Consider the following 2,919-nt stretch of genomic DNA (forward strand, 5'->3'; position numbering starts at 1 on the left):
ATGCGGGGGAGTTCGATCCGGGGTTCTTCGGGGTGAGTCCTCGTGAGGCGTTGGCGATGGATCCGCAGCAGCGGTTGCTGCTGGAGACCTCCTGGGAGGTCTTCGAGCGGGCGGGGATCGATCCGACGTCGTTGAAGGGCAGCCGCACGGGCGTCTTCACCGGCGCCATGTACCACGACTACAGCGAAGCCGTCGCTGCCGGCAGCCTGGCCTCCGGCCGGATTTCGTACGCTCTCGGGCTCGAAGGTCCCTCCGTGACGGTGGACACGGCGTGTTCGTCGTCGCTGGTGGCGATGCACTCCGCGATGCAGGCCCTGCGCAGCGGTGAGTGCTCGCTCGCCCTGGCCGGCGGTGTGGCCGTGATGTCCACCCCCATCGCGTTCGTGCAGTTCTCGCGTCAGCGGGGTCTTGCCGCCGACGGGCGGTGCAAGTCCTTCGCGGCGGGAGCGGACGGGACGGCGTGGGCCGAGGGGGTGGGTCTGGTGCTGTTGGAGCGTTTGTCGGACGCGCGGCGCAACGGCCACGAGGTGCTGGCCTTGGTGCGGGGCAGTGCGGTCAACCAGGACGGCGCCTCGAACGGCATCACGGCTCCGAACGGTCCTTCTCAGCAGCGGGTGATCAGGCAGGCGCTGGCGAACGCGGGTCTGTCGGCGGCCGACGTCGATGTGGTGGAGGCGCACGGTACAGGTACGTCTCTCGGTGATCCGATCGAGGCGCAGGCGTTGATCGCGACGTACGGGCAGGAGCGGCCCGGTGCTGATCGGCCGTTGTGGCTGGGGTCGTTGAAGTCGAACATCGGTCATGCGCAGGCTGCGGCGGGTGTGGCGGGTGTGATCAAGATGGTGCAGGCGATGCGGCACGGTGTGCTGCCCAAGACGCTGCATGTAGACGAGCCGTCACCGGCGGTGGACTGGTCGGCGGGCGCGGTGGAACTGCTGACCGACGCGCGGGAATGGCCGACCAACCCGGGCCGTACGCGCCGCGCGGCCGTCTCCTCCTTCGGCATCAGTGGGACGAATGCGCACGTGATCCTGGAGGGCGTCGAGTCCGCGGCTCCGGTGGAGCGTGCGGTGGTGCCGGACGGTGTGGTGCCGTTGGTGGTGTCGGGCAGGTCGCCGGAGGCGGTGCGCGCGCAGACGGCGAGGCTGGCCGATCTCCTGGAGCAGCGGCCCGAACTGAGCCTGGTGGATGTCGCGTTCTCGCTGGCGACGACCCGTGCGCACTTCGATCATCGTGCGGTGGTGGTCGCGGGTTCGGCGGTCGAGGCGGGTGAGCACCTCGCGTCGGTGGAGCCGCAGGCGGTTGTTCCGGGTCGTGTGGGTGTGCTGTTCACGGGTCAGGGGTCGCAACGTGCCGGGATGGGGCGTGAGTTGTATGGGGCGTTCCCGGTGTTCGCGGAGGCGTTCAACGAGGTGTGCGCGGTCGTCGATGAGGCTCTGGGCTGTTCGCTGAAGGATCTGGTCTTCGGTGATGAGTCGGCGTTGTTGGAGGAGACGCGGTATGCGCAGCCGGCGCTGTTCGCGGTCGAGGTGGCGTTGTTCCGGTTGGTGGAGTCCTGGGGTGTGCGGCCGGACTATCTGGCTGGTCATTCGATCGGTGAGGTGACTGCTGCGTTCGTGGCGGGTGTGTGGTCGTTGGAGGACGCGGCGGCTTTGGTGGTGGCGCGCGGCCGGCTTATGCAGGCGCTGCCGTCGGGCGGTGCGATGTTCGCGATCGAGGCGGCCGAGGACGAGGTCGCACCCCTGCTGACCGAGGGCGTGAGTGTCGCCGCGGTCAACGGTCCGTCCTCGCTGGTGCTGTCGGGTGCCGAGGATGCTGTCACGGCCGTGGTCGCTCGCCTTGAGGGGCGGCGGTCGAAGCGGTTGCGGGTCTCGCATGCCTTCCACTCGTCGTTGATGGACCCGATGCTGGACGAGTTCCGCCAGGTCGTGGCGGGCCTGACGTTCCATGAGCCTGCTCTGCCGGTGGTGTCGAACCTGACCGGCGGGGTGGCGGACGCGGGCCGCTTGTGTTCGCCGGAGTACTGGGTGGACCACGTACGCGGCACGGTCCGTTTCCACGACGGCGTCCAGGCGCTGCGCGAGCTGAAGGTCTCCACGTTCCTCGAGCTGGGCCCCGATGGCGTGCTGTCGGCGATGGTGGCCCAGGAGTGCCTGCCTTCCCTGCGACGGGACGTGCCCGAGGACCGAGCCCTGATGAACTGCCTCGGCCAGCTCCACGCCCGGGGTGTGGCCGTGGACTGGGAGAGGGTGTTCGTCGGAACCGGTGCCCGCCGGGTGGAGCTGCCCACCTACGCCTTCCAGCGGCAGCGGTTCTGGCTGAACTCGAACGTGTCGGCTGGTGATCCGGCGTTCGCGGTGGAGCATCCGCTGCTCGACTCGGTGATCAGCGTGCCCGACACCGGTGGTGTGCTGGGGACGGGCCGGCTGTCGCTGGCCGCGCAGCCGTGGCTCGCGGACCACGCGGTGTCCGGCACCGTCCTGTTGCCCGGTACCGCCCTGGTGGAACTCGCCGTCCGTGCCGGAGACGAGGTGCAGACCAGCACCTTGCGCGAGCTGGTGATCGAGACTCCGCTGGTGGTTCCGGACGAGGGTGCGGTACGGGTGCAGGTCTCGGTCGGCGAGGACACCGGCAGCGGAGACCGGCCGGTCGCGGTGTACTCGCGCCCCGACGATGCGGAGTCCGGCAGCCCCTGGATGCGACACGCGAGTGGCCGGCTCAGTGCCGAGGTTCCCGCTCCTGTTGCCGAGCTGGGCGTGTGGCCGCCAAAGGATGCGACATCCGTGAACGTGACGGACCTGTATGAGGAGTTGGACGACCGCGGATACGGATACGGGCCGGTGTTCCAGGGACTGCGTGCGGTGTGGCGCCGGGACGACGAGGTGTTCGCCGAGGTCGCGTTGCCGTCGGGAGAAGTGG

At 69.3% G+C, this 2,919-nt stretch carries 1 protein-coding gene; it reads left to right on the plus strand.

Features of this window, described 5'->3' with window-relative positions; translation table 11 throughout:
* Positions 1–2,919, plus strand: a 2,919-nt coding sequence (locus tag KMS84_RS38310; protein ID WP_256921173.1) for a type I polyketide synthase, incomplete at both ends; no start/stop codon positions are given.

The sequence above is a fragment of the Streptomyces hilarionis genome, assembly GCF_024539675.1.
GTDB lineage: Bacteria > Actinomycetota > Actinomycetes > Streptomycetales > Streptomycetaceae > Streptomyces > Streptomyces hilarionis.